Origin of the sequence: Pandoraea communis, assembly GCF_902459745.1 — a bacterium.
GTDB lineage: Bacteria > Pseudomonadota > Gammaproteobacteria > Burkholderiales > Burkholderiaceae > Pandoraea > Pandoraea communis.
Map to the genome: position 1 here is coordinate 1,222,887 of NZ_CABPSJ010000001.1, position 24,520 is coordinate 1,247,406.

General features: G+C 64.9%; 24 protein-coding genes. 5 read left to right on the forward strand and 19 right to left on the reverse strand.

Translation table 11 applies throughout. The annotated features are described in order from the left end of the window. Positions 1 to 3: 3 nt before the first annotated feature. The 4 genes from PCO31110_RS05535 (at position 4) to flgL (ending at position 5,477) form a co-directional block, all read left to right on the forward strand. Positions 4 to 1,173, forward strand: coding sequence for a flagellar basal body P-ring protein FlgI (locus PCO31110_RS05535; RefSeq protein ID WP_370855807.1), 1,170 nt, complete (start codon positions 4 to 6; stop codon positions 1,171 to 1,173). Position 1,174: 1 nt separating this feature from the next. After that, positions 1,175 to 2,062, forward strand: coding sequence for a flagellar assembly peptidoglycan hydrolase FlgJ (gene flgJ, locus PCO31110_RS05540; protein ID WP_010807722.1), 888 nt, complete (start codon positions 1,175 to 1,177; stop codon positions 2,060 to 2,062). Positions 2,063 to 2,236: 174 nt separating this feature from the next. Then, positions 2,237 to 4,225 carry a flagellar hook-associated protein FlgK gene (gene flgK, locus PCO31110_RS05545; RefSeq protein WP_150689805.1) on the forward strand — a complete coding sequence of 663 codons (1,989 nt, stop codon included), beginning with the start codon at positions 2,237 to 2,239 and terminating at the stop codon, positions 4,223 to 4,225. Positions 4,226 to 4,241: 16 nt separating this feature from the next. Next, positions 4,242 to 5,477 (forward strand): flagellar hook-associated protein FlgL, encoded by a 1,236-nt coding sequence (flgL, locus tag PCO31110_RS05550; RefSeq protein ID WP_010807720.1) that lies wholly within the window; start codon positions 4,242 to 4,244, stop codon positions 5,475 to 5,477. A gap of 116 nt (positions 5,478 to 5,593) precedes the next feature. Here flgL and fliR read toward each other — a convergent pair whose 3' ends face one another. The 13 genes from fliR to fliF all read right to left on the reverse strand — a co-directional run bounded on the left by fliR (position 5,594) and on the right by fliF (position 17,247). Continuing rightward, positions 5,594 to 6,385 (reverse strand): flagellar biosynthetic protein FliR, encoded by a 792-nt coding sequence (fliR, locus tag PCO31110_RS05555; RefSeq protein WP_010807719.1) that lies wholly within the window; start codon positions 6,383 to 6,385, stop codon positions 5,594 to 5,596. A gap of 12 nt (positions 6,386 to 6,397) precedes the next feature. Beyond that, positions 6,398 to 6,667, reverse strand: coding sequence for a flagellar biosynthesis protein FliQ (gene fliQ / locus PCO31110_RS05560; RefSeq protein ID WP_010807718.1), 270 nt, complete (start codon positions 6,665 to 6,667; stop codon positions 6,398 to 6,400). Positions 6,668 to 6,683: 16 nt separating this feature from the next. Then, the gene (fliP, locus tag PCO31110_RS05565) at positions 6,684 to 7,415 is read right to left on the reverse strand and encodes a flagellar type III secretion system pore protein FliP (protein ID WP_051126525.1); all 732 of its coding nucleotides are present in this window, start codon (positions 7,413 to 7,415) and stop codon (positions 6,684 to 6,686) included. 74 nt (positions 7,416 to 7,489) lie between these two features. Next, a complete protein-coding gene (fliO, locus tag PCO31110_RS05570) occupies positions 7,490 to 8,095 on the reverse strand; it encodes a flagellar biosynthetic protein FliO (RefSeq protein ID WP_246189730.1) in 606 nt (201 codons plus the stop codon). After that, complete coding sequence (gene fliN / locus PCO31110_RS05575; RefSeq protein WP_010807715.1) at positions 8,092 to 8,532, reverse strand: flagellar motor switch protein FliN; 441 nt, start codon at positions 8,530 to 8,532, stop codon at positions 8,092 to 8,094. Before fliN ends, fliO begins: the two co-directional genes overlap by 4 nt. Further along, positions 8,532 to 9,530: a flagellar motor switch protein FliM gene (gene fliM / locus PCO31110_RS05580; RefSeq protein WP_010807714.1), complete on the reverse strand. Its 999-nt coding sequence runs from the start codon at positions 9,528 to 9,530 to the stop codon at positions 8,532 to 8,534. The genes fliN and fliM overlap by 1 nt, the downstream gene beginning before the upstream one ends. Before the next feature lie 7 nt (positions 9,531 to 9,537). Continuing rightward, complete coding sequence (fliL, locus tag PCO31110_RS05585; RefSeq protein ID WP_036664108.1) at positions 9,538 to 10,020, reverse strand: flagellar basal body-associated protein FliL; 483 nt, start codon at positions 10,018 to 10,020, stop codon at positions 9,538 to 9,540. A 201-nt stretch (positions 10,021 to 10,221) separates the two neighbouring features. Beyond that, positions 10,222 to 11,682, reverse strand: a complete 1,461-nt coding sequence (locus PCO31110_RS05590) for a flagellar hook-length control protein FliK (RefSeq protein ID WP_150689806.1) — start codon at positions 11,680 to 11,682, stop codon at positions 10,222 to 10,224. A 17-nt stretch (positions 11,683 to 11,699) separates the two neighbouring features. After that, a complete protein-coding gene (gene fliJ / locus PCO31110_RS05595) occupies positions 11,700 to 12,152 on the reverse strand; it encodes a flagellar export protein FliJ (protein ID WP_010807711.1) in 453 nt (150 codons plus the stop codon). 12 nt (positions 12,153 to 12,164) lie between these two features. Further along, positions 12,165 to 13,898 (reverse strand): flagellar protein export ATPase FliI, encoded by a 1,734-nt coding sequence (gene fliI / locus PCO31110_RS05600; RefSeq protein WP_246189731.1) that lies wholly within the window; start codon positions 13,896 to 13,898, stop codon positions 12,165 to 12,167. Further along, the gene (gene fliH, locus PCO31110_RS05605) at positions 13,892 to 14,551 is read right to left on the reverse strand and encodes a flagellar assembly protein FliH (RefSeq protein WP_150689807.1); all 660 of its coding nucleotides are present in this window, start codon (positions 14,549 to 14,551) and stop codon (positions 13,892 to 13,894) included. Before fliH ends, fliI begins: the two co-directional genes overlap by 7 nt. 19 nt (positions 14,552 to 14,570) lie before the next feature. After that, the gene (gene fliG, locus PCO31110_RS05610) at positions 14,571 to 15,569 is read right to left on the reverse strand and encodes a flagellar motor switch protein FliG (RefSeq protein WP_010807708.1); all 999 of its coding nucleotides are present in this window, start codon (positions 15,567 to 15,569) and stop codon (positions 14,571 to 14,573) included. Further along, the gene (fliF, locus tag PCO31110_RS05615; protein ID WP_150689808.1) at positions 15,556 to 17,247 is read right to left on the reverse strand and encodes a flagellar basal-body MS-ring/collar protein FliF; all 1,692 of its coding nucleotides are present in this window, start codon (positions 17,245 to 17,247) and stop codon (positions 15,556 to 15,558) included. Before fliF ends, fliG begins: the two co-directional genes overlap by 14 nt. A gap of 337 nt (positions 17,248 to 17,584) precedes the next feature. Between fliF and fliE the strand changes: the two genes are divergently transcribed. Further along, on the forward strand, positions 17,585 to 17,920 hold the full coding sequence (gene fliE / locus PCO31110_RS05620) for a flagellar hook-basal body complex protein FliE (protein WP_150689809.1): 336 nt from the start codon (positions 17,585 to 17,587) through the stop codon (positions 17,918 to 17,920). 152 nt (positions 17,921 to 18,072) lie between these two features. Here fliE and PCO31110_RS05625 read toward each other — a convergent pair whose 3' ends face one another. The 6 genes from PCO31110_RS05625 to PCO31110_RS05650 all read right to left on the reverse strand — a co-directional run bounded on the left by PCO31110_RS05625 (position 18,073) and on the right by PCO31110_RS05650 (position 24,320). Beyond that, positions 18,073 to 18,438, reverse strand: a complete 366-nt coding sequence (locus PCO31110_RS05625; protein WP_150689810.1) for an EscU/YscU/HrcU family type III secretion system export apparatus switch protein — start codon at positions 18,436 to 18,438, stop codon at positions 18,073 to 18,075. Further along, positions 18,435 to 19,838: a flagellar hook-length control protein FliK gene (fliK, locus tag PCO31110_RS05630; protein WP_150689811.1), complete on the reverse strand. Its 1,404-nt coding sequence runs from the start codon at positions 19,836 to 19,838 to the stop codon at positions 18,435 to 18,437. The genes PCO31110_RS05625 and fliK overlap by 4 nt, the downstream gene beginning before the upstream one ends. 24 nt (positions 19,839 to 19,862) lie before the next feature. Beyond that, positions 19,863 to 20,201 carry a flagellar protein FliT gene (locus tag PCO31110_RS05635; protein ID WP_150689812.1) on the reverse strand — a complete coding sequence of 113 codons (339 nt, stop codon included), beginning with the start codon at positions 20,199 to 20,201 and terminating at the stop codon, positions 19,863 to 19,865. After that, the gene (gene fliS / locus PCO31110_RS05640; RefSeq protein WP_150689813.1) at positions 20,194 to 20,628 is read right to left on the reverse strand and encodes a flagellar export chaperone FliS; all 435 of its coding nucleotides are present in this window, start codon (positions 20,626 to 20,628) and stop codon (positions 20,194 to 20,196) included. Before fliS ends, PCO31110_RS05635 begins: the two co-directional genes overlap by 8 nt. Before the next feature lie 22 nt (positions 20,629 to 20,650). After that, on the reverse strand, positions 20,651 to 22,750 hold the full coding sequence (gene fliD / locus PCO31110_RS05645) for a flagellar filament capping protein FliD (protein WP_010807701.1): 2,100 nt from the start codon (positions 22,748 to 22,750) through the stop codon (positions 20,651 to 20,653). 157 nt (positions 22,751 to 22,907) lie between these two features. Beyond that, entirely contained in the window at positions 22,908 to 24,320 is a 1,413-nt protein-coding gene (locus PCO31110_RS05650) for a flagellin N-terminal helical domain-containing protein (protein WP_010807700.1), read from the reverse strand. Between the last annotated feature and the right edge of the window lie 200 nt (positions 24,321 to 24,520).

The following is a 24,520-nucleotide window of genomic DNA, read 5'->3' on the forward strand; positions in this document are numbered from 1 at the left end:
ATCATGCCGTCCCTGTCGCGCCGCGCGTCCCAACACCGTCACCTCCGCCAGGCAGTCCGCCGCTTCGTTGCCACGCTTGCCGTGGCGGGCGCGGCAAGCGTGGCGCTGCTGGTGCCGGGCGTGGCAAACGCCGAGCGGCTCAAGGAGCTGGCTTCGATTCAGGGCGTGCGCGACAACCAGTTGATCGGCTACGGTCTCGTGGCCGGTCTCGATAACTCGGGCGACCAGACCACGCAGACGCCGTTCACCGTGCAGAGCATGACCAACATGCTCTCGCAGTTGGGGATTACCGTCGCGCCCGGCACCAACATGCAGTTGAAGAACGTGGCAGCCGTCATGGTGACGGCCACGCTGCCGGCATTCACCCGCCCCGGTCAGGCCATCGACGTGGTGGTGTCGTCGATGGGTAATGCCAAGAGCCTGCGCGGCGGCACGCTGCTCATGACGCCGCTCAAGGGGCCGGACGGACAGGTCTACGCGCTCGCGCAGGGCAACTTGCTCGTGGGGGGCGCCGGCGCGTCGGCCAACGGCTCGAGCGTGACCGTCAACCAATTGGCGTCGGGCCGCATCCCGAGCGGCGCTATCGTCGAGCGCGCTGTGCCGAGCGCCATGGGTGGCCAGCCGGGCACCCTGCAAATGGAGTTGAACGTTACCGACTTCTCGACCGCGCAGCGCGTGGTCGACGCCGTGAACCGCCGCTTCGGCTTCAGCACGGCCCAGGCCCTCGATGGCCGCGTGATTCTGCTGCGCACGCCGACCGATCCGGCCGCCCGTGTGCAGTTTCTGGCGCAACTCGAGAGTCTGGAAGTGCGCCCCGACAACACGGCCGCGCGCGTCATCATCAATGCGCGGACCGGTTCGGTCGTGATGAACCAGAACGTGACGATCCAGCAATGCGCGGTGGCCCACGGCAATCTGTCGGTGGTCATCGATACGCAGAACAACGTGAGCCAGCCGGCGCCATTCTCGGGTGGACAGACGGTGGTGGCCCCGAATTCGCAAATCTCCGTCCAACAGGAGAACAACGCGCTCAAGATGGTCAAGGCGGGCGCCAACCTCGCCGACGTCGTCAAGGCGCTGAACTCGCTCGGTGCGAGTCCGGCAGACCTGATGTCGATTCTGCAGGCCATGAAGGCCTCGGGCGCCCTGCGCGCCGATCTGGAGATCATCTGATATGGCCGACGGCAACCGCCTTACCGGCGCGGCGGGCAAGAACCTGCCCGACCTGACGCAGCGCGCCACGTACGACATGCAGGGCCTCACGGCCTTGCGCGCCGCCGCGCACCAGCAGACGCCGCAGGCCACGCAACAGGCCGCCAAGCAATTCGAGGCCGTCTTCACCCAGATGATGCTCAAGAGCATGCGCGATGCCACCATGTCCGGCGGCCTGCTCGGCAGCGATCAGGAAAAGATGTTCAGCGGCATGCTCGACGACCAGCTTGCCCAGCAGCTCACGTCGCACAAGGGCATCGGGTTGGCCGATCTGATGCTCAAGCAGCTCGCCACGACCGGCACGACGCTGCCGCCTGCTGCGGTGGGGCGTCAGCAGTCGCTTCAGGGCCGTGCCTACAACTCGGCCGATGCCATCGGGGTGGCCGACGGCGCACCGGCGGCTGCGGGCGAGTTCGTCGACCGCATGGCCACGGCCGCACAGAACGCCAGCGCGCAGAGCGGTATCCCGGCGCGTTTCATGCTGAGCCAGGCGGCGCTCGAGTCCGGCTGGGGCAAGCGGGAAATCCGTCGCAGCGACGGCAGCACGAGTTTCAACGTGTTCGGCATCAAGGCGGGCAAGCACTGGACGGGGCCGACCGTCGAGGTCGCCACGACGGAGTACGTGAACGGCCAGCCGCGCAAGGTGATGGCAAAGTTCCGCGCCTATCGCTCGTACGACGAGGCGTTCAACGACTACGCGAATCTGATCTCGAACAACCCGCGCTACGCGTCGGTCGTGGCGAGCGCCAACGACGCGGCGAGCTTCGCCACCAATCTCCAGCGCGCGGGCTACGCGACCGATCCGCAGTACGCCAGCAAGCTCATGAAGATCATGAAGCACTTCGCCTGAGCACCGGGCGGCAGGGGCGGCCGGCCGTTGGCTGGCCGCGAGTACGGCAAACGGGACGAAATCATCTGGCGCGGTGGCCTCAATATTGCCGCCGGGCTGCCGTAAACACATCGGTAACGGTGCGCGAGCGGGCCTTGGGCCGCGGGGCGCGCCTCTAATTCAAGCCGCGAGATCATGAGCCTAATCAATATTGGCATGAGTGGGCTGAACGCCTCCCAGTTCGCCCTGAATACCACCGGCAACAACATCTCCAATTCGGGGACGGCCGGTTATAACCGCCAGATCGTCAACTACGCGCAGCAGAACAGCCAGTTCACCGGCATGGGCTACCTCGGCCAGGGCGTGCTCGTGACCGACGTGTCGCGTGTGTACGACCAATTCCTGTCGAATCAGGTCAATCAGGCGCAGACCCAGTACAGCCAGCTCAACACCTACTACCAGCAGATCTCGCAGATCAACAACGCGCTGGGCAGCTCGACGACCGGCCTGTCGGCCTCGATGTCCACGTTCTTCACGAACCTGCAGACGATCGTGACGGCGCCGAATAACTCGGCCACCCGGGCTACGGTGATCTCGTCGGCGCAAACGCTCACGAGCATGTTCCAGTCGCTCTCGGGCACGTTGTCCTCGCTGCGCACCAGCGTTAACGGCACGCTCAGCCAGTCGACGGATCAGATCAACACCTACGCCAAGCAGATCGCCTCGCTCAACGACGCGATTGCACAGGCGCAGGCCAACGGCATCAACGCGACGCCGAACGACCTGCTCGACCAGCGCGACCTGGCCGTGGCGAACCTGAACGCGATCGTGCAGACGAACGTCGTCAAGGACAGCAGCGGCGCGTACAACGTCTTCATCGGCAATGGCCAGTCGCTGGTGACGGGCAACTCGGCCTACCAGCTCACCACGGTGCCTTCGACGAGCGATCCGTCGCAAGTGACCATCGCGTATGTGAGCCCCAACGGGACGAAGGTGCCGATTCCGGAATCGTCGATCACCGGCGGCTCGCTGGCCGGCCTGTTGTCGTTCCGCAGCGGCGCGCTCACGCAGGCTCAGAACTCGCTCGGCCAGATCGCCTTGTCGCTGGCCGGCACGTTCAACGCCCAGAACCAGCTCGGCCTGGACCTCTATGGTCAGATGGGCGGCAACTTCTTCACCGTGCCCAACCCGACGGTCATTGCCAACACGGGCAACTCGAACGCCGCCACCCTCAACGCCACGATCACCGATGCCTCCAAGGTGACGACGAGCGATTACACCGTGGGCTTCGACGGCACGAACTACACGCTGACGCGCCAGTCCGACGGCGCGAAGTGGACCGCCGGTGCACCGGCGCTGCCGGGCACGCCACTGAACTTCGTGGACGGCGGCGGCGTAGCCTTCGGCGACGGCTTTTCGGTCACGACGGGCAGTATGGCGGCGGGTGACAGCTTCACGATCCAGCCCACGCGCAATGCGGCACAGAACATCGGCGTGGCGATCACCGATCCGGGCAAGATTGCACTGGCCGCGCCGATCATCGCCTCGACGGCCAGCGGCAACAGTGGCTCGCTGAAGGTGGACCAGGGCAGCGTGGACGCGACCTATCTGTCGAACGTGCTGGCGGCCCCGGTGACCTTCACGTTCAGCAAGGACCCCGCGACCGGCGCGTTGACGCTGGTTGCGCCGTCGGCCATGACCGTCACGGTCAACGGTGTGACGACGCCCTACGCGGCCGGCGCCACCGTCCCGTACAACGCCGCCACGGGTGCCAAGATCACCATGAACGGCATGACGGTCAATCTCAGCGGCACGCCGGGCGATACCGACAAGTTCACCATTGCACCGAACAACTCGGGGGCCGTGACCGACAACCGCAATGGCCTGGCCCTCTCGGCCTTGCAGAACGACAAGACGAAGGTGGGCGGCGCGCAAAGCTACGCGACGGCCTATGCCAATCTGGTCTCGTTCGTGGGCTCGACCACGAATACCTACAAGTCCACCAGCGCCGCGCAGGCCACCTTGCTGCAACAGGCGCAGACGGCACAGCAGTCGAATTCGGGCGTGAACCTCGACGAAGAGGCGGCCAATCTGATCAAGTATCAGCAGCTTTATCAGGCCAACTCGAAGGTGATTCAGACGGCGTCAACGCTGTTCGACACCATCCTCCAGATCGTCCACTAAGCGCAGGGGCACGATAATGCGTATCAGCACCAACATGATCTACGATCAGGGGCTGCGCTCGATGAGCCAGAACACCTCTGACCTGCTCAACACGCAAGCCCAGCTCTCGTCCGGCAAGCGCGTGACGACGCCGAGCGACGATCCGATCGCTGCCGCCCAGGCGGTCGCCGTGTCACAAGACAACAGCATGAACACCCAGTACGGTGCGAACCGTGCGGCTGCGACGACCCAGCTTCAGCTCGAGGATTCGACCTTCGGCAGCATCATCAACTCGTTGCAGCACGTGATGTCTCAGGTCGCGGCGGCGGGCAACGCCACGCTAAACGACACCGACCGCGCGACCATTGCGACCGATCTGCAATCGAGCTTCCAGCAATTGCTCTCGCTCGCGAACACGACCGATGCCAACGGGCAATATCTGTTCTCGGGCTACATGGGCAATTCGGCCGCTTACGCGGCGTCGCCCACGGGGGCATCGTATTCAGGCGACATGGGCGTGCGTTACGTGCAGGTGAGTCCGAACCGCCAGATCGCGATCAACGATCCCGGCCCGACCATCTTCGAAGGCATTCAGGCGAGTACCGCCAGTACGTTGATCAGTGGCACCGCGGCCAATCAGGGCACCGCGACATACTCCACCGTCTCGACCACCGACGTGACCAACGCGGGCGCGAACCATCAGTATCAGATCAGCTTTGCGATCGACAACACCACCACGCCGCCCACGACCAATTACACGGTCAAGGACCAGACGGACGTGACGGTGCCCGACGTGACGGGAGCGTACACCGCCGGCCAGCCGATCAAGTTCGGCGGCAAGTCGGTCACCTTCTCGGGGGCGCCGGCCACCGGCGACACCTACACCGTGCAGCCGGCGAACAAGGCCAGCACGAACCTGTTCGACAATTTGCAGGCGCTGATCAGCACGCTCAAGACACCGACCAACGGCACCAACGGCACGGGGCAGGCGAACCTGAGCAACGCGTTGACGACGTTCGGCCAGCAGTTCAGCAACACTTACGATAACGTCACGACCATTCGCACCACCACGGGCTCCCGAATGAACGAACTGACATCGCTCAACAACATTGGCGACAGTAACTCGCTGAACTACCAGTCGCAGCTGGGCGATCTGCTCGACGTGGACTGGAACTCGGCGGCGACCAAGTTTCAACAGTTGCAGACCGCATTGCAGGCGTCGCAACAGAGTTTCCTGCAAACGCAGAAGCTCTCGCTGTTCGCGCTGCTCTGAGGCACGGTGCGCGGGCACACCCGCGCGAGATGACAGAAAAGATTGCGGGCCACGCGGCATGACGCCGGGTGGCCCGCAGTCGTTTTGGGACGCACGCCATGCCGCGAGCGCCGGTCTCAGGCCTTGGGCACGAAGGCGGCTGTGGCGCGAATCATCATGTCGATGCCGGTTGCGATGAAGTGATCCATGACCGGTGCGAGGCGCGGCATCATCAGTTCGAGCACGACGAGGCCGACGCCCAGCGTGAGCGGGAAGCCCACGGCGAAGATGTTGAGCTGCGGGGCGGCGCGGTTCAGGATGCCCAGCGCGAGGTTACAGATCAGCAACGCCGCGACGAGCGGCAGCGACAACATGAGCGCGAGCGTGAAGAGCTGGCCGCCGAGCATGGCGAGGTAATGCCAGCCGGCCACGGAGATCGGCGCGCTCGACACCGGCAGCACGGTGAAGCTCTGTACCAGCGTGGCGAACATCACCAGATGGCCGTTGGTGGAGAGGAACAAGAGCATGGCCACGACATTGAGCAGCATGCCGAGCACGGCCGTGCTGCCGTCGCTGTTCGGCGTGAGCAGCGTGGCGAACGACAGACCCATCTGCAACCCGACGAAGTCGCCCGCCATGCTGATGGCCGAGAACACGATCTGCATGCACCAGCCCAGCGCCGCGCCGATCATCACCTGTTGCACGAGAATCCACAGACCTTCCCAAGAGAACGGCGAGACGGCCGGCATGGGGCCGAGTACCGGGGCGAGCGCCAGCGCGACGATGCCCGCCAGGCCGATCTTGACCGTGCCGGGCACGGCAGCATCGCCGAACAGGGGCGCGCTCATGGACAGCGCGAGCAGGCGCACGAACGGAAACAGGAACGTCGCGATGACGCCCAGGAGCTGTTCGTAAGTGAAGCTGATCAAAGCCGGCGCGGCTTACCCGACGAGGCCGGGAATACCGGTGAGCAACTGGCGCATGTAGTCGACCATCAGGTTAAGCATCCACGGACCCGCGATCACGAGCGTGACGAACACCGCGAGCAGCTTGGGGATGAACGACAGCGTCATTTCGTTGATCTGCGTGGCGGCCTGAAACAGGCTGACGAGCAGACCGGAGACGAGGGCGACGAGCAGCAGCGGCGCGGCGAGCAGCAGTGTGACCTGCATGGCCTGATGGGCCAGCGCCATGACGGTTTCCGGAGTCATTTCGCGTTCCTCGCCGCTACATGGTGAAGCTCTGGGCCAGCGAGCCCAGCAGCAATTGCCAGCCGTCGACCACCACGAACAGCATCAGCTTGAACGGTAGTGAGACGGTCGAGGGTGAGACCATCATCATCCCCATCGACATCAGCACGCTCGCGACCACCAGATCGATGATCAGGAACGGAATGAAGATCGTGAAGCCGATCTGGAATGCCGTCTTCAGCTCGCTCGTGGCGAAGGCGGGCACGAGAATGCGCATCGGCACGTCTTCGGGGCCGTTCATCGGCGGGGTCTTGGCCAGCTTGGCGAAGAGCGCCAGATCGGCTTCGCGGGTCTGCTTGAGCATGAACGCGTGGAATGGCTTGGCCCCGGTGTCGATGGCTTGTTCGAAGCTGATCTTGTTGGCGGCAAACGGCTGATAGGCGTTGGTGTACGCCTGGTCGAAGACCGGCGACATGACGAAGAACGTCAGGAACAGGGCAAGCCCGATCAGGATCTGGTTCGGCGGCGAGGTCTGCACACCAATGGCATGGCGCAGCAGCGAGAGCACGATGATGATGCGCGTGAAGGCCGTCATCATCAGCAGCATCGCGGGCAGGAAGCCCAGCGATGTGAGCAGCAGCATCGTCTGCACGGACAGCGAATAGGTCTGTCCGCCGCCAGGCGCCGGTGTTGTGGTCAGCGCGGGCAGCGTGGCCTGCGCAAGTGCCGTGCCCGGCAAGATGAGGCTGGCGAGCGCCAGCCCGAGCATAAGTCCCTGCGTCAGACCTAGCGTCGGACCCGCCGGGCCCCGAGACGTTCCGGCGCACAGCAAGCCACGCAACATCAGGAATCCTTTTTCATCGATTCGCGCAATTTTTGCGCAAAAGCCTGCGCCGCGCGGCTGGCTTGCGCGCCCGGTTGGGCGACAGTGGGCGCGGCAGGCATGCCGGCGACGCGATCGGCGTCGATCACATGCAGGCTGCGGACCTGACCGGGGGCGACACCCAGCACGATCCAGTCGCCGGCGACTTCCACGACCACCACACGTTCGCGCTGGCCGACGGCGGCGCTACCGACGATGCGCACATTGCCGCCCCCCAGCGGACGTTGCAGGCCGAAGCGTTTCGCAAGCCACGCGAGCCCGAACAACAAGGCCAGCACGAGCACAAGGCCCAGCCCCGTCTGCACGATGCCCGCGCCGCCCAGACTCGGCACGGCCGCCGCCTGCGAGGCAGGGCTTTGGGCGTGCGCGCTGGAGATCGTCAGGAAGGCGAGGCCGAGGACGCTGCCGACGCCGCGGCGGCGAGCCGGCGCGCCGAAGGCTCGCGCCATTGCCTGCGCGGCGTGCGCCACGCGGGAGGGGCGAGAGGCGATGCAGGTGGTGCGAGAGGTCGTGGCGCTTGCCACGGCACGCCGCACGGGCTTGCCGTGGACTTTTCTTGCCATCATCGGTTGAGCTTACGGATGCGTTCGGATGGCGTGATGATATCAGTCAGGCGGATGCCGAACTTGTCGTTCACGACCACCACTTCGCCTTGGGCGATGAGGCAGCCATTGACCAGCACGTCCATCGGCTCGCCGGCCATGCCGTCGAGTTCCACGACGGAACCTTGCGCCAGTTGCAGCAGGTTCTTGATGGCGATCTTCGTGCGGCCCAGCTCCACGGTCATTTGCACCGGGATGTCGAGAATCAGGTCGATGTCGTTGTGCGTGGCGTTCGGGGGATTCCCGGCGGTGGCGGCAAGCGGCTGAAACACAGGGGCGGCGGCCGGTTGCGGCGCGCTAGCGGGCTCCGGCTCGGCAGACGTCTGCTCCGCCATGGCACTGGCCCACTCGTCCGCCATGGCCTGGGCGTCCTCACCGGGCGTTTGAGGGGTATCGCTCATCACTCGTTGTCCTTCGTGTAATCGCTGTGCGAATGGTTGATCATCTGGTTCACGCGCAGCGCGTATTGACCATTGAAGACGCCGTAATTGCATTCCATTACGGGCACGCCGTCGACCTTGGCTTCCAGCACCTCGGGCACGTCGAGCGGAATCACGTCGCCTACGCGCATGTTGAGCAACTGCGAGAGCGTCATGTCGATGTGGGCGAGGTTGGTCACGATTTCGACATCGGCCGCCTGCACCTGTTGCGAGAGCAGACGCACCCAGCGCTTGTCGACTTCGAGCGTTTCGCCTTGCAGCGGACTCGAGAGCTGATCGCGCATCGGCTCGATCATCGAGTACGGCATGCAGATGTGGAATTCGCCACCGACCGAACCGAACTCGATATCGAACGTGGTCGTGACCACCACCTCGTTGGGGGTGGCGACGTTGGCGAACTGCGTATGCATTTCGGCCCGCACGTATTCGAATTCGACCGGATATACCGGCTTCCACGACGCACCGTAGTTCTCGAACACCAGATCGAGCAGGCGCCCGATGATGCGCTGCTCGGTCTGCGTGAAATCGCGCCCTTCGACGCGGGTGTGGAACCGGCCGTCGCCGCCAAACAGGTTATCCACCACCAGAAACACGAGGTTCGGATCGAACACGAACAGCGCCGTGCCTCGCAGTGGCTTGATGTGAACCAGGTTGAGGTTGGTCGGGACGGGCAGGTTGCGAATGAACTCGCTGTACTTCTGAACACGCACCGGGCTGACCGAAATTTCGGCGCTGCGGCGCATGAAGTTGAACAGCGCAATGCGGAACAGTCGCGAGAAGCGGTCGTTGATGATCTCGAGCGTGGGCATGCGCCCGCGCACGATACGCTCTTGCGTCGCGATGTTGTATGGCCTGATGCCGGAATAGACTTCCGACTCGGACCTGTCATCCTGTTCGCCGGTGACACCCTTCAGAAGGGCATCGACTTCTTCCTGCGACAGGAACTCCTCATGCGCCATGAATCACTCACTGAATTACAAACGCGGTGAACAGCACTTCGCCCACGGCCTGCTGCGGCATGTTGGCCGCAAACGGCTGCGCGACCAGTGTGCGAATCTCGCTCGCCAGACGGCGCTTGCCGTCGATTGTGGCCAGATCTTGCGGCTGCTTGGACGACAACAGCAGCAACACGCGGCTGCGCACTTCGGGCATGTGCTGCGTGATGCGTGCTTGCGTTTCGGCATCCGCCACCTTGAGCGAGAGGCCGATATGCAGGTATCGCTCGCCGTCTTCGCCCGACAGGTTCACCGTGAACGGGTCCATGCCAACGAAGACGGGCGGCGGCGGAGGCGGCGGTGCTTTTGCCGCTTCGCTATGTCCGGTGAGCAAATACACGGCCGTTGCCGCCCCTGCGGCAGCCATGAGCGCTACCGCAACGATCAACAGAATCCATTTGCGCACGCCCCCTCCTGAGGGGGCCGCGGCTTGCGTCGGTGCGGGATTTGCCATGTATTCGCCTGCTATTGGGTAATGATTGTCGGCTAACCCGCCAAGGGGTGATCGGCCGAAAAGAAGGGACAATCGCGTCTAACTCGCGTCTTTGTCTTAACGGCAGAAAAACCCGCTTGCTTTAGGGCAGTGCGGCACCCGGCCGCGCCGGTTTGCACACGGCTTCACTGCCATCCATGCGTTGCTGTCCGGTTCGGGAGATCAGGCAAACGTGTCGACGAGGCCGTTGCTCGCCCGCACCGGCACGCTCACGGTCGTGGCCAGCGCCGCGTCGTCGGCCTGACCGAAGCCTGGTGTGCCGCGCGCGTTGCCATTGCCTTGTCCGTTACCGCCGCCATTTCCGCTCGCGCCTTGCTGTGCGAACGCCTGTTGCTGCGAGTTATCGCTGCTGACGGTCGCGTTGCCCAGTGCGATGCCATTGTTCGCAAGGCTTTCGCGCAGTTGCGGCAGGGCGGCCTGCACGGCGTCGCGCACCGCTGCGTGCTGCGAGACGAACATGGCTTGCGCCGAGTCGTTCGCCACGTTCAACACGACATGCAGCGGGCCGAGATCGGGCGGGTTCAGGCTCAGTTGCGCAGTCTGTGCGTGCGCGGACGACAGCCACACCACTTGCTGCGAGAGCTGGTTGTTCCAGTCCTGCGTGCCGACGCGGGCATTCAGTGCGAGCGCTGCCGGCAGATTGGCCTGCACCTGCAATTGCGGCTGGGCGTCGACGGCAGGCGTGGCGGCCTGCATGGCCTGAGCAGCCGCCTGCGTGGCGGCGGTGGTGGCTTGTGCGGCGGCGTCGCGATTGCCCTGAGCCGATGCCATTGCGTCGGCCATGCGTTGCGCGGCCTGGGCGTCTGCACTGGCCGTGGGCATGGCCGCCTTGGCGTCGGTGGCCGCCGGTTGTGCGGCGGCGGTGGCCGGAGCGGTCGCCGGGGCCGTCGTGGCGTTCTTGGCCAGTGCGTCGAGCGAGATCCCGCCGGTCTTGCCGGCGTTCGACGTTGCCGGCGTGACCGTGCCGTTGGCCGGTGCGCTCGCGGCGGCGGTTGCGGGCGCGGTCTTCGCGTCGGCTGCGGTAGCGCCGGCCGGCGTCTGGCCCGTCAGTTGGGCGGCGCCAGCGGCTTGCAATGCGCCGTTCACGGCGGCGGCGATGGCCGCGCCGGTGCCGGGCTTGCCGTCGGTTGCGCTGGTTTCGGCAGCGCTCGCCGGCACCGGTGTTTGCGGCTGGAGCGGCGCGTTGTTCATGGCGGCCAGCGCCACGGCAAGGGCGGTCGCCGGATCGCCAGGCGCTGCGTTGGCTTGCGCCTCGTCGTCGGCGTTATCGGGCTTGTCGCCCTTGTCGTTGTTGGCGGCCGTCGTTTTCGAGGGATTCTTCGAAGCGTCCGTCTGCCCCGTCTGGCCAGTCTGTCCGGCCGATGCACTGCTGTTCGCGGCGTTGTCGGCCGACTTCGTGCTGCCGTTGTTGTTCGACGCGTTGGCGGACGTATTGCTCTGGCTCGCCTGCGGCGTGCCGTTGTTTGCGTTGCCGGCAGGCTGGGCGCTCTGGCGGGTCTGCTGCAGCACGGTGGAGAAGGGCAGCACGCCGCTGTCGTCGGTGTTCGACGAACCGGCGCGGTTGGCCTTCAAGGCTTGTTGGGCGGCAGCCGCGGCATCGGTGAGGAAGCTCAGCATCGACATGTCGGTTTCCTTTTCCTTCAAATCGGGGATTCGGCACGACGGCGCAGGCTGCGCGCGGCGTACTCGTCGTTTTCCTTCTGCTCGCGACGCGCGACCCGCACGGCTGTGCGGGCGGCTTCGCGCGAGGCGAGCGTGCCGAAGGAGTTCAGGCGGCGCTGCTGCGCCTGCCATTCGCGGCGCGCAGCCGCGAGACGCTCCTCCGCCTGTTCGAGCAGCATGGCTTGCTGGCCGATGGCCGTATCGAGCGTATCGATGAATTGCTGGAAGTTGCGCCAGTCGCAGCCCGCCATGCCCTGAATCGTCGCCGTCTGCATCCGCGTGCGGTACTCGTGACGATACTCGCGCAGCGAGTCGAGCTGACGCTCGACTTCGGCGCGTTGCTTCTGACGTTCGCCGAGCAGCCGCGCGGCTTCGTCCACGTCCTTCTGGGCGAGTTCGATGAGCAACTTGAGGGGCAGGGTGGAGTTCATGGCCGCCTCCGCTTAATGGAACAGACCTTGCAACTGGTGCACGGCGTCCGGGTAACTGGCCCGTTCGCGCATCCCCTGTTGCAGGAAGCTCTCGAGACGGGGGTATAGCTCGATCGCCTGATCGAGCATCGGGTCGCTGCCCGGCGCATACGCACCCACATTGATGAGGTCGCGATTGCGCTGGTAGCGCGAGAGCATTTGTTTGAAGCGCCTGACCTTGTCGAACTGGCTGTCGTCGATGAGGGCGGCCATCGCACGGCTGATCGACTGTTCGATGTCGATGGCCGGGTAATGTCCCGACTCCGCCAATTGGCGCGAGAGCACGATGTGGCCGTCGAGAATGGCGCGGGCCGAGTCGGCAATCGGGTCCTGCTGATCGTCGCCTTCGGTGAGCACGGTGTAGAACGCCGTAATCGAGCCGCCGCCGTCGGGACCGTTACCGGCGCGCTCGACCAGCGCCGGCAGCTTTGCAAACACCGAAGGCGGGTAGCCTTTCGTGGCCGGCGGCTCACCGATGGCCAGCGCGATTTCGCGTTGTGCCATGGCGTAACGGGTGAGCGAGTCCATGATGAGCAGCACGTCCTTGCCCTGATCGCGGAAGTACTCGGCCAGCGTGGTGGCGTACGCCGCGCCTTGCAGACGCAGCAGCGGCGAGACGTCGGCCGGTGCCGCCACGACAACGGAGCGCGCCAGACCGTCCGGTCCGAGAATGTTCTCGATGAAGTCTTTCACTTCGCGGCCACGCTCGCCGATCAGACCGACGACGATCACTTCGGCCTGCGTGAAGCGAGCCATCATGCCGAGCAGTACGCTCTTGCCGACACCCGAGCCCGCAAAGAGGCCCATGCGCTGGCCGCGTCCGACGGTGAGCAGCGAGTTGATCGCGCGCACCCCCACGTCGAGCACCGATTCGATAGGCGCGCGGCCCAGCGGGTTGATCGGCGCCGAGGCGAGCGAGGCGCTGTCGGTCTGGCCGAGCGGGCCGAAGTCGTCGAGCGGGCGGCCGGCGGCGTCGACAACGCGGCCGAGCAGCGCTTCACCGACCGGCAGACGTTTGCCGTTATGGCGCTGATTCGCAAGCGGACCGTCGGCGGCCGGTTCCATCGGGAACACGCGCGCGCCGGGCAGCAGGCCGGCGACTTCCGTCTGCGGCATGAGGAACAGGCGGTCACCGCCGAAACCGACGACCTCCGCTTCGGCAGTGGCCGGTTCGCGCGAAGGGTCGTGCACCGGCAGTTCGATCAGGCAGCCCGCCCCGACCGGCAGGCGCAGACCGACGGCTTCGAGTACGAGACCCGCAGCACGGGTGAGGCGGCCGCATCGGCGGGTCGGCTCGACGGCGTGCACGTGGGCGATGCGCTCGCGCAGCGTGTTCTGCCAGCGGCGCAAATGCGCGTCGCGTGCGATCTCACGAGCGTCCAGGACATGGACGCCAGCCTTCGACGCAGGCGGGGGCGCAACCGTCGCCGGATCGCTGCCTTCGGTGGTGCCGGATTCGGCGGTAGCACCTGGCTGGGCCTGAGGTGGCTCGGGCGCTTCGTCGTGATCGTCGGGTTGCAGCGCACCGGCCTGCACGGGGTGTTGGGTCGTGTCGATCTCGTCCCACAGGCGCACCGAAGGCGTCGTGCCGTCGTTCGCCGGAGAGGGCGAGTGCGATGCATTCGACGTTACGTCGTCATGCGTGTTCTCGGTGTCTGCCAGCACCGGCGCATGGGCGGCGAGCGGGGTGAGTTCGGCGTTCACCATGGCAGATCCTTGCCCAGCGCAGCCATCACGCGTTGCCAGCGGGTGCCGACGGTGGCGTCGACTTCACCGCTCGCGGCTTCGGCCTTGCAACCGCCGCGTTCGATGGTGGGGTCGGCGCGCACCGACCAGCCGGCAGCGCGCAGTTCCACACCCACATGAGCTTCGACCAGCGCGACGTCGTCCGGATTGAGGAGCAGACGCGGCGAACCGGTGAGCGGATCGTTGGAAAGCAGCTCGCGCACGATGGGCAGCAGCGTTTCCGGACGGATGGTGAGTGTCTGACGCAGGGCCTGACGCGCGATGTCGAGCGCGAGCCCGAGCAGCGGCTCGGACACTTCGCGGTCGATGGCGTTCACGGCAGCGCCGAAGCCGTGAGCAATATTGGCGAGTTGTGCGGCGCGCGCATCGACTTCGTGCTGGCCCGCTGCCTGTCCGGCGGCGTAGCCCTCAGCCTGACCGGCGGCATACCCTTGCGCGTGGCCTTCGGCACGCGCGGCTTCGCGCCAGGCGGCAATCTGTTCCACGAGCGCGGGATCTTCGAGCGGGCTGGGCGCCTTCGGTTGTGGCGGGGGCGGGGGCGGCGGCGGGTCGAACGACGCCATCTCCCAGCGCTGCCAGGCGGAGAGGCGTTCTTTCGGAATGATGGTCGACATACGCGCGGGCCCCGTTCGGTTACACGTAAGCGTCGTCGCCGCGGCCGCCGATCATGATGGCACCTTGGTCGGCCAGGCGCCGCACCACTTGCAGCACCTTCTTCTGTTCGGTTTCGACTTCCGAGACACGCACCGGACCGCGAGATTCCAGGTCTTCGCGCAGCAATTCGGCCGCACGTGCCGACATGTTCTTGAAGAACTTCTCGCGCAGTTCGACCGGTGCGCCCTTGAGCGCGATGATGAGCGACTCGGACTCGATTTCCTTGAGCAGCACCTGAATGCTGCGGTCTTCCACGTCGAGCAGGTTCTCGAACACGAACATCTCTTCGACGATCTTCGCCGCGAGGTCCGAGTCGTAGTTGCGCACGGCTTCGATGACCGACTCTTCGTGCACACCGCCCAGATAGTTGAGGATTTCCGCCGCCGTGCGCACGCCGCCCATCGGGCTGCGCTTGATGTTCTCGCTGCCCGAGAGCAGCTTGGTGAGCACGTCGTTGAGTTCGCGCAACGCCGCCGGCTGAATGCCGTCGAGCGTGGCAATACGCAACACGACATCGTTACGCAGGCGTTCGGTGAAGAGCGCCAGCACTTCCGACGCCTGATCGCGATCGAGGTGAACGAGAATCGTGGCGATGATCTGCGGATGCTCATGGCGGATCAGTTCGGCCACCGCCGTGGAATCCATCCACTTCAGGCCTTCGATACCGCTGGTGTCGCCACCTTGCAGAATGCGCTCGATCAGGCCCGCCGCCTTGTCGTTGCCCAGCGCCTTGTTGAGCACCGAGCGGATGTACTCGGACGAGTCGAGCGAGAGCGCGGAGTGCTGTTCGGCTTCGAGCACGAAATCCTGCAGCACGTCGGCGATCTGGTCGCGCGTGACTTGCCGCAGCGAGGCCATGGCCGCGCCGAGCTTTTGCACCTCACGCGGCGCGAGGTACTTGAAGACCTCCGCCGCTTCGTCTTCGCCCAGCGACATCAGGAGGATGGCGCTGCGTTGGAGTCCCTCAGCCGCGCTCATCGCCACCACCCACCCATGATTTAACTACCGTTGCCACGATCTTCGGATCCTGTCGCGCGATCTGACGCGCGAACTGCAAATTGCGCTCGTAGGCGCTGAGTTCGCCCTGTTTGCCGGGCTCGCCGTCGACACCCTCGCCTTCGGCACCCCCTTCGGCACCCGTGGCGCCGCCTGCCGCACCGGCGAGCGTGGGCTCGGCCGGCGGCGGCGGGGTCAGGTGCTTGCGGATGGCCGGACGTATCACGCCGAACCAGAGATAGATGCCGATCAGCCCGATCAGCGCCCACTTGCCGATTTGCTTGGCCAGTTCGATGTTCTGACGCTGACGCCACCACGGCAGGTTGGCTTCCGGGTCTGCCTCGACCGTGAACGGGCTGTTGACGATGTTGAGCGTGTCGCCGCGCTGGCCCGAGAAGCCGATGGCTTCCTTCGCCAGATTCTGGATCTGGTCGAGCTGTGCCTGCGTGAGCGCCACCATGGCCGCCTTACCCTTCGCGTCGGTGCCGGGACGATAGTTCACGACGATGGCCGCCGACAGGCGCTTCAGCCCGCCCGTGGCCTGCTGCACATGACGAATCGTGCGGTCGACCTCGAAATTGACCGTGGCGTCCTTGCGGTCGCTGCGCGGGCCCTGCGGGGCGCTGGCGGCGCTTGCCGGATTGGCGGCAGTCTGTTGCGCGATCTGCTGCTGTTGCTGGGTTATCGGCGCCGTGGCCTGACCCGGCGGTTGGTTCGACAGCGCACCCGGCACACCGCCCGGCGGTGTGATGCCGATCTGAGAGGCTTCGCTGTTTTGCTGGCTGCGCACAGCCTGCTCGCCCGAGTTCGGCTTGTAGTTCTCGGAGGTTTGCTCGACCTGATTGAAGTCGATGTCCGCCGTCACCTGTGCGTGCACGTTGCCTGGACCGACGATCGGGTTCAGGATCGCCTCGACGCGGCGTGCGTACGATTGTTCGAGTTCGCGAACGTACTTGAGCTGGCTGGCGTCCAGGCCCAGCGCGTTACCGCTTTGCGCGGACAGCAGATTGCCGTTCTGGTCGAGCACCGTCACGTTCTTGACCGGCAGTTCCGGCACGCTCGACGCGACCATGTGAACGATGGCGCTGACCTGGGCGTCGTCCAGCACGCGGCCCGGATACAGCGTGACGAGCACCGAAGCGCTCGGTTTTTGCTGCTCGCGCACGAAGACCGACGGTTTGGGAATGGCCAGATGCACACGTGCGGCCTGCACGGCCGACAACGATTCGACCGAACGGGCGAGTTCGCCTTCGAGCGCGCGCTGGTAATTGACCTGTTCGGCGAACTGGCTGATACCGAACTTTTGGTTGTCCATCAGTTCGAAACCGACCAGGCCGCCCTTGGGCAAGCCCTGCGAAGCCAGACGCAGCCGTACGTCGTGTACCTGTTCGGCGGGCACCAGAATGGCGCCCCCGCCTTCGGCGAACTTGTACGGCACGTTCATCTGTTGCAGCGAGGTGATGATGGCGCCGCCGTCGCGATCGCTCAGGTTGCTGTAAAGCACCTTGTAGTCGGGGGTACGGCTCCACAGGAATACCGCAATCAGCAAGGCAATAAGCGCCGCGCCGCCAATGAGCAACGGCAGGCGCTCGCGCGAGCGCAACTGCGCCAGCAGGGGCGGCTTGGCGGCAACGTCCGCCGTCTGGGTGGCGGCGTTCATGCGCGGCTCCACGCCAGTGGCGTTGATACGACGTTCATCGCGGTGGAAGTGCTCACTAACATGCGACAGAATTCTCCGGGTACGCGTGGCATCGCGTTCACTTTCCAAGGGCGCTAAGGATCGGAAAGATCCGGTTCCCGGTGCGCACGATGCCGATGGTCCTGATTATTCGTTGGCGAATATGGAATCGTTCCGTGGATTAGGCGGGTGTTTTGCCGCTAATTAAGGTATTGGCGGCTTGCCATAGGGTGGTAATCTCCAACGTGACTGATAAAAGGCAAACCGGTCGAAGCGGCGCGATCTCGCGCGCAGCCGGTGCTCATTGAGGACAAGCAACATGGCCATTCCGGGGATCGAATCGGTATTGCAGAAGCTGGGCGGCGTGGCGGCGCAGGCGGCGAGCTCGATCATGGGCACGTCCAGCGCCGGCGCGGGTGCCGCATCGGCGACAGGCGGGTTCGCGTCTGAATTGGAAGCGTCGCTCAAGCGCGTGTCGTCGGCGCAGAACGGCGCGGAGTCCCAGGCGCGTGCTTTTGAAATGGGCGAACCGGGCGTGGCGCTCAACGACGTCATGGTCGATCTTCAAAAAGCCAACATCGGCTTTCAGATGAGCCTGCAAGTTCGCAACAAGCTCGTTTCCGCTTACACAACCGTGATGAATATGCAGGTGTGAGGTCGTTCGACCGGTTGCCGCGTCACAACGGCAGCGGGTTGGGTCGTCTCGGCACCTGAAGAAGCCCCGTCTGGCGACGGGGCTTTTTTGTTACTGGGTACATCGATCGTACGCGCGTTGATAAATCGCGGTACGACCTGGCGCCAACGTAGTCAGGCGGACGGTTCGGAAGATGAGGGTGGGACGGCAGCGCCGGGGCTTGCCTGACCCTCTGGGGGAACGATGCCCGGCGGCAGCGCCGGCGGTTTGCCACCCCGGCCCGCTTCGAGCTTGTAGAGCCATGCCAGCAATTCCGCGACCGCTTGATAGAGCTGTGCGGGAATGCGTTGATCGAGGTCGACCTGCGTGAGCAGGCTCACCAGCTCGGGCGACTCGTGGACATACAGGCCGTGCTCGCGCGCCGTGCGCACGATGGTCTCGGCGAGCAGGCCGTAGCCTTTCGCCACCACGCGCGGTGCCGTGTCTTTCGCGCCGTAGGCCAGCGCGACTGCGGCCCGGCGTTCCGGTGGAAACGTCATGCTTCACCTCCCGGCGGCGAACTCTCTCCGGATGACGGGCCAGCCGTTCCGTCCGCCACGGCCGCCGCAGCGGCGACGCTCGCCGGCGGCGCATCGCTACCCGCCGATCCTGCATCGCGCTCGTCGCTCATCGCACCGAACGACAACTGGCTCGCGATGAGACCGACTGCGGCCAGTCGTTGACGCAGTTCCTCGCCTTCGTGCGACAGTAAATCCGCCGACGCCGCCGAGTCCGTCAGCAGGCGCGCTTGCAACTGTTGCCCCGATAAGCCGAGATTGACGTCGACCGTGCCCAGCGATGGCAGTGTCAAACGCAGATGCGTATGCCATGTGGATGCGGCCGAGACCTCACCCGGTGCAGGCTGCCCGGCGCGCTCTTGGACCTGCCATTCCATCGGGGCGCCCGGCCATGCCGCGCCGTTCCACTGAAACTGCGGATTGACCAGCATGTCGAGTTGTTGGCGCACCAGCGCGACACTCTCGGCGGGGGCATTCGCAACGGCGGCGAGAGCGCCAGCCGGGCCGTGCGGTGCAGCACTGGGGGTGTTGCCGTCGCCAGATGCAGCCAGCAGCGCATCGCCCTCGCGCCCGCTCGGCAGCACGCTGCTCGTGGTGTGCGCCACGCTGGCGGCATGCGCCAGCGCGTTCGCGGTATTGGGCAAATTGGCGGCGGCGTGCAGACCGCCATCGGCGGCCTCGCCAGTGGCGGTCTGGCCGGGAAGTCCTGTCTGCGCGGCGGCGGGGCTCGCCGCCGGCGACGCGGAAGGGCCCGGCACCGGCCACGCGGCCGTCATTGCCGCCTCTGCCGCTGCGGGGCCCAGCAAGCGCGTTAGCGGACCGGGGCCCGGCAGGGTGGCGTCGGCACCCGCCGCGCGCAATTGCGCGGCCAGATTGGCCGATGCCGGCCAGCGCAACTGAGGCTCGGCTTGCAACTGCTCGAACGAGCGGCTGCCGGACGCCCATTGCGCCAGATGCGATTCATAGAAAAGTCCGCTTGTCGACAGCGCATCCTTTAGCGCAGAGGCCAGAAGCGGTGCGAGGGCCGGGGCGCCGGTGCCGGGAGCGGCAGGCCACACCGGGGCGCTCGCTTGCACGGGACCGGGCGAATCGGGCGCGAGCCGCAGGATCGTATCGATGGTGCGCGCAGCGGCGGAAAGCGTTGCCTGCTGCACCGGAGTAGGCAGCCGCTGGGCGCTCTGCGAAGGCGTATTGCCGAGACCGACGGCGGTGGGGGAGGTGCGTGTGGCGAGGTCGCCGAGGGCGGACGTCGCGTCGCCCGCCGGTTGTGTACCGGCGACGGCACTTGGGGCGCTGGAAGACGACACTCCCGGCCCAATACCGAGCAGTGAATCGAGTCGCCGTGCGAGCGTTGTGGCCAGCACCGAGTCCAAACCGGCCATGCCTTACTCCGAAAAGCGGACGCCTCAGGTGCCTAGGTTCAGGCCATAGACTTCGTGCAGGGCACGTTGACGGCGCGTATTGTTGATCATTGCGTCGAGATGCGCCAGATGCGGCACTGCGAGGTCGCGAATCGCCGCGTCGTCGGCCAGAATGCGCCGGATGATGGCGTGCTTGCGCGAGCGCTCATCGTCGGTGAGCGGCAGGGCGGCGTCAAGTTGCTTGATCGCATCGACCTGCGTACGGTACTGCGTTTCGATGTCGATGAGTGCGTCCCAATCGCCGTCGCGCGCCACACCGAGCATGCGCTCCGTGAGACCCGCAATAGTCTCGTAGCAGTTCAGCAAGGTCGCGGCTTCAGTCATAGCGCACCCCGGTGCCCGCCTGTGCGGCGGGTGCGCCCGTGCCGGCTGCCGGGGCAATCTCTCGCCAGGCCGATGCAATCGTGTCGAGCAGGGTGTCGACTTCTCGCACCTTGGCAACGTCGTTTTCGAGATTGGCCTCGAGCAGGCGGCGTCCCATGTAGTCGTACAGATCGCCCAGATTGCGGGACAGTTCTCCGCCCACATCCATGTTCAGGCCGTCGCGCAGTCCGCCGATGATGCCGATGGCCTTCGAGAGCGCCTGTCCGCGCTCCGCAATGCGGCCATCTTCAAAATGGACGCGGGCCTTCGTCAGGGCTGCCTTCGCGCCGTCGAACAGCATCGTGATGAGCTGATGCGGGCTCGCGGCGATGACGCCCGTTTCGAGCCCGACCTTGCGATAGGCGTTGGCGGCGTTTTGACCGTACATGAGCGATCTCCGGGGGGCGCGCCTACTTCGACGACGAAGACGACGAACCGCCCAGCACCTGCTTGAGGTAGTCGCTGGTGCTCGAAAGCTTCGACATGGTCGCGTCGAGCGCGGTGAACTGCGCCAGATAGCGGTTCTGCATCTGCGTCATCTGGTCCTGCCAGTCGCTCTCCTGCTGCTGCACTTGCTTGATGGTGGCGTTCAGGTTCGACTGGGCTGTGCTGATCGCACCCTTCGCGCTCAGGAAGTTGCTGACCTGGTTCGACAGCAGCGACGCATAGCCTTGCGAGAAATTGATGGTGCCGCGATTGCCGAGGTTGGTGCCGGTGACCTGAATCTTGAGGCCGTCGGTCTGCGAACCCGCTGCACCGGTCAGATACTGGCCGCTGCCCGTGGCGATCACGCCGCCGATCGAGCCGCCGACGTCCACGCCATCGGTGCTGGGCGAAACGCCGGTGCCGAACAGCGCGGTCATGGCGTTGCCCGACGTGACGCGCACATTCGAGGCAGAGCCATAACGGTTCGACGTGACCGATAGTACCCCGTTGGTCTGCTTGACCGTCACAGTCGAGCCGTTGGCGGCGAACTTCGAGTTTCCGTTGATCGCGGCCTGCAAGGCGGCGGCCATCTTGTCGGGCGTGTAAATACCGTTCGGGATGGTGATAGACGTGCTCGTGCCGTCGACTTGTACCGTCAGCGTATTGTTGGTGCCGTCGATGGTCGTGTTCGCGCCAAGCGTGGCGTTCGACGTGAGCGTACCCTGGGTTGCAAGGCGGGTGACGACCACGTCGTACTGGCCCGGTTGCGTATTGCTGGTCGAGCTTTGGTAGCTGATCAGGCTGTCGGTGGTCGTGCCGTTGGTGGCAAGCAAAGAGGCGAGCTGGGCGAAGCCGCCCGAGCTGATCGCCTTTTGCAGCTTGGTCGTATCGACCGCGAGCTGCCCCGACGTATCCGTGGCGCTGCCGGTGCCGTCGCCAGCCTGGAATGTCACGCCGATATCGGCGAGCGAAGTCAGCACCGACCCCGAGACCCCCGGCAACTTGCCGTTCAGGATCTGCTGGATCTGCGTGGTGATCATCTGCGTGGTCGTGTCGCCGATCAGCGGGCCGTTGTTGTTCGACGTGCTGCCTGGCGTGGCGCTCGACTTGTCGAAATACGTCAGCTTGCCGATGGCCGAATGCAGCGTGTTGTAGGCGGTGACGAAATCGTTGACGGCCTTGGTGACACCGTCGCTGTTATTGCTCACGCTGACGGTGGTCGTGCCGGTCTTGAGCAGGCTCATCGACAGACCTTGCACAGCGCTCTTCACCGTGTTGGTCGGGCTCGACACAGCCAGGCCATTGATGGTCAGGCTGGCGTTCTGGCCTGCCGCCGTCTGCGTCAGGCTCTGGGTGCCGGCGGGATCGTAAGCCAGCATGTTCGTGAGCGTGGCGTCACCCCCTGCGGCCACGTCGACCTTCATGCTCATGGTCTGCCCCGTCTGCGTCGAGGTCAGGACCAGACGGTTCGGCGTGGCGCTGCCGTCATTGACGATCGTGGCCGTCACACCGCCGTTGGCGGCGTTAATGGCGTCGCGAATGCCTTGAAGCGAGTTGTTCGTGTTCGTGATCGTGACGCTGAACGGTGCCTGCTGCGCGTTCGGCGAGAAGCTGGCGCCAGTGTACGTGCCATTGGCAAGCGTGCCACCCGAAATCGTGCCGAAGCTGAACGTCAGCTTGGTCGACGTGCCGCTGCCAATCGAGGCGGCGGGGTCCGACACGCCGGTCGTCGACAGGCTTTGCGCCTGCGCCAACTGCGTCGTGTTGATGGTATAGCTACCCGCTTTCGCGGTGGTGTCTGCCGAAGCGCTCAGAATCGTCGCATCGCCCGGCGTGGCAGCCATCTGAAGGAACGACGATGCCGACGACAGGTTCGAGAGCGAGGATTGGAACGAACTCAGCGCCGATTGCAGGCTGCCGAGTGCCGAGACCTTGGTCTGATAGCTGGCCTCTTGCGACTTGAGCAAGTCGAGCTTTTTCGTCGCCGGCTGCATCAGACTGGTGACGAGATCGTTCACGTTCAGCCCCGAGCCGATGCCCGGTGACGAAATTGAGCCCGTGGTACTACTGCCAGTGGTCGCCATAAATTGCTCGCTCTCAAAAATAGTTGCTCAACTCGCAAAACGCCGGCGCAAAAAGTGCTGCCCTTGTAATGCTTGCGGCGACGCCCCCCGCAAAGGTGGCGCCGCCGGCGGCCCGGCCGAGTTGCCGCCGGGCGTTACACCTTGCCAAACAGGCGCTTTACTGGAGAAGCTTCAGCACTTGTTGCGGCAGTTGGTTTGCCTGGGCCAGCATCGAGATACCGGCTTGTTGCAGAATCTGCGACTTGGTCATGTTGGCCGTTTCTGCAGCGTAGTCGGTGTCTTGCACGCCCGAACGCGCCGAGGTCAGGTTCTGCGTCGTGGTCGACAGGCTCGAAATCGTCGACTGGAAGCGGTTTTGAATAGCGCCCAGGGTCGATTGCAGCGTGTCGACGGTGCCGATGGCCGAGTCGATCTGCGACAGCATCAGCGTGGCGCTGTTGACCGTCTTGACGTCGGCTTGTGCCAGGCTACCGCTCGTGGCGTAGGTCGTGGCTGCCGTCGGCAGGCCCAGCTTGGTCAGCGTTGCCGGCGTGCCGCCGCTGATCTGGAAGGCCGAACCCGAGCTCAGGTGCATCTTGCCCGTGGTGTCGACATACGCGTTCACGCCGCTGTTCGACGAGTTGATCGCGTTGGCCAGGTCGGTGGCGCTGTTCATCTTGCCGGTGATGTTCGTGGCCTTACCATTGACGGTCAGGACGAGGTCACCTGCTGCCAGCGTTTGCGAGAACGTCGAAGCGACGGCGGTCGACGTGGTCGTCGAACCCGCGGCGGCACCGGCGACGGCCATGCCCAGCGTGGTAGCGTCGGCACCAGCGACCGTCAGCGTTTGCGTCGGATCGGTGTTGGTGATGGCGATTTCGCCGGCCGAGTTGACCGATGCGACGTTGCCCGTGAAACCGGCGGTTTGTGCGGCGGTGTTGATTGCCGTTGCCAGGTCAGCCGAGCTGTTGTACGTGCCGGCCTTGACGTTGACGGCCGTGCCTGCGCCCAACTGAACGGTCAGTGCGGCAACGGTGAAGCTCAGCGGGTTGGTGGCCGAGCTCGTTTGTGCGACCGAACCGATGCTGGCGACGGTCATGCTTTGTTGCAGGTTGACCGAGATGGTCTGGCCTGCGTTGGCGCCAACCTGGAAGTTCGCCGTGCCCATCGAGCCGTCGAGCACGTTCAGGCCGTTGAACGACGTCTGGGTTGCCAGACGGTTCACTTCAGCCAGACGCTGTTGGACTTCCTGGTCCAGTGCTGCACGATCCGAAGCCGAGTTCGTCGAGTTGGTCGACTGCACGGCCAGGGTACGGATGCGTTGCAGGTTGTCGGTGATTGCCGACAGGGCGCCTGCGGCGGTTTGCACCAGCGAGATACCGTCGTTGGCGTTGCGCTGGGCTTGCTGCGTGCCGTTGATCTGGGCCGACATACGGTCCGTGATCGCCAGGCCAGCGGCATCGTCCGCTGCGCTGTTAATACGCAGACCCGACGACAGACGGGTAATCGAGGTTTGCAGACCCGATTGCGAGGTGCTCAGGTTACGTTGTGCAACCAGCGAGAAGATGTTGGTATTGATGACAGATGACATTTAGCCACTCCTTTCCCAAAATTTTTGGCTCCGGCTTAAGCGCCGTAACTTTGGCTCACCAGCCAATCGCCGAAAGCCGCCGTTGTAGGGGATATCGGACGGCCATTGGGAAAATTTAGGGTGATTTCACAAAATGCTCTCTCACCCCCGATCGACTGACCCCGTCGATGTCGGAAAAACGCTAATAAGCCAGTCTACAA

What these genes read in the sequence shown, in the direction of transcription:
- PCO31110_RS05535 (WP_370855807.1), top strand. Translation starts at nt 4, where the DNA reads ATGCCGTCCCTGTCGCGCCGCGCGTCCCAACACCGTCACCTCCGCCAG.
- flgJ (WP_010807722.1), top strand. Translation starts at nt 1,175, where the DNA reads ATGGCCGACGGCAACCGCCTTACCGGCGCGGCGGGCAAGAACCTGCCC.
- flgK (WP_150689805.1), top strand. Translation starts at nt 2,237, where the DNA reads ATGAGCCTAATCAATATTGGCATGAGTGGGCTGAACGCCTCCCAGTTC.
- flgL (WP_010807720.1), top strand. Translation starts at nt 4,242, where the DNA reads ATGCGTATCAGCACCAACATGATCTACGATCAGGGGCTGCGCTCGATG.
- fliQ (WP_010807718.1), bottom strand. Translation starts at nt 6,667, where the DNA reads ATGACTCCGGAAACCGTCATGGCGCTGGCCCATCAGGCCATGCAGGTC.
- fliP (WP_051126525.1), bottom strand. Translation starts at nt 7,415, where the DNA reads ATGCTCGGGCTGGCGCTCGCCAGCCTCATCTTGCCGGGCACGGCACTT.
- fliO (WP_246189730.1), bottom strand. Translation starts at nt 8,095, where the DNA reads ATGATGGCAAGAAAAGTCCACGGCAAGCCCGTGCGGCGTGCCGTGGCA.
- fliN (WP_010807715.1), bottom strand. Translation starts at nt 8,532, where the DNA reads ATGAGCGATACCCCTCAAACGCCCGGTGAGGACGCCCAGGCCATGGCG.
- fliM (WP_010807714.1), bottom strand. Translation starts at nt 9,530, where the DNA reads ATGGCGCATGAGGAGTTCCTGTCGCAGGAAGAAGTCGATGCCCTTCTG.
- fliL (WP_036664108.1), bottom strand. Translation starts at nt 10,020, where the DNA reads ATGGCAAATCCCGCACCGACGCAAGCCGCGGCCCCCTCAGGAGGGGGC.
- PCO31110_RS05590 (WP_150689806.1), bottom strand. Translation starts at nt 11,682, where the DNA reads ATGTCGATGCTGAGCTTCCTCACCGATGCCGCGGCTGCCGCCCAACAA.
- fliJ (WP_010807711.1), bottom strand. Translation starts at nt 12,152, where the DNA reads ATGAACTCCACCCTGCCCCTCAAGTTGCTCATCGAACTCGCCCAGAAG.
- fliI (WP_246189731.1), bottom strand. Translation starts at nt 13,898, where the DNA reads ATGGTGAACGCCGAACTCACCCCGCTCGCCGCCCATGCGCCGGTGCTG.
- fliH (WP_150689807.1), bottom strand. Translation starts at nt 14,551, where the DNA reads ATGTCGACCATCATTCCGAAAGAACGCCTCTCCGCCTGGCAGCGCTGG.
- fliG (WP_010807708.1), bottom strand. Translation starts at nt 15,569, where the DNA reads ATGAGCGCGGCTGAGGGACTCCAACGCAGCGCCATCCTCCTGATGTCG.
- fliF (WP_150689808.1), bottom strand. Translation starts at nt 17,247, where the DNA reads ATGAACGCCGCCACCCAGACGGCGGACGTTGCCGCCAAGCCGCCCCTG.
- fliE (WP_150689809.1), top strand. Translation starts at nt 17,585, where the DNA reads ATGGCCATTCCGGGGATCGAATCGGTATTGCAGAAGCTGGGCGGCGTG.
- PCO31110_RS05625 (WP_150689810.1), bottom strand. Translation starts at nt 18,438, where the DNA reads ATGACGTTTCCACCGGAACGCCGGGCCGCAGTCGCGCTGGCCTACGGC.
- fliK (WP_150689811.1), bottom strand. Translation starts at nt 19,838, where the DNA reads ATGGCCGGTTTGGACTCGGTGCTGGCCACAACGCTCGCACGGCGACTC.
- PCO31110_RS05635 (WP_150689812.1), bottom strand. Translation starts at nt 20,201, where the DNA reads ATGACTGAAGCCGCGACCTTGCTGAACTGCTACGAGACTATTGCGGGT.
- fliS (WP_150689813.1), bottom strand. Translation starts at nt 20,628, where the DNA reads ATGTACGGTCAAAACGCCGCCAACGCCTATCGCAAGGTCGGGCTCGAA.
- fliD (WP_010807701.1), bottom strand. Translation starts at nt 22,750, where the DNA reads ATGGCGACCACTGGCAGTAGTACCACGGGCTCAATTTCGTCACCGGGC.
- PCO31110_RS05650 (WP_010807700.1), bottom strand. Translation starts at nt 24,320, where the DNA reads ATGTCATCTGTCATCAATACCAACATCTTCTCGCTGGTTGCACAACGT.